This window comes from Paraburkholderia sp. JHI2823, from assembly GCF_038900695.1.
Classification (GTDB): domain Bacteria; phylum Pseudomonadota; class Gammaproteobacteria; order Burkholderiales; family Burkholderiaceae; genus Paraburkholderia; species Paraburkholderia mimosarum.
On sequence record NZ_JAYMRY010000432.1, the window covers coordinates 1 to 254 of the forward strand.

Annotated in this window: 1 pseudogene; it reads left to right on the top strand. The window is 59.1% G+C overall.

The features are described 5' to 3' along the window. Nucleotides 1-124 precede the first annotated feature (124 nt). Nucleotides 125-254: pseudogene (locus tag VSR34_RS39300) on the top strand (IS6 family transposase); the annotation flags it as partial.

A 254-nucleotide genomic window follows, 5' to 3' on the forward strand; every position in this document is an offset into this window, starting at 1 on the left:
TGAACGCCGCTGAGTGCGTGCGTCGGGTTCGTTTCGTCATTTCCTCGGTTCCTTTGCCTGCATTATCGCTGGCTCAGGCCCCGGCCGTTCCACTTATCCCGCTGTCCGATTTTGCGCGGCCACCTCTCTCAGCGTTCGCGATCTGGTAGAGATGATGGCCGAACGGGGATTGTCGCTGGCTCACACGACGATTCTGCGCAGGGTGAGGCGTTATACACCCGAGTTCGTCAAACGCTGGAACCGCTTTGCTACAC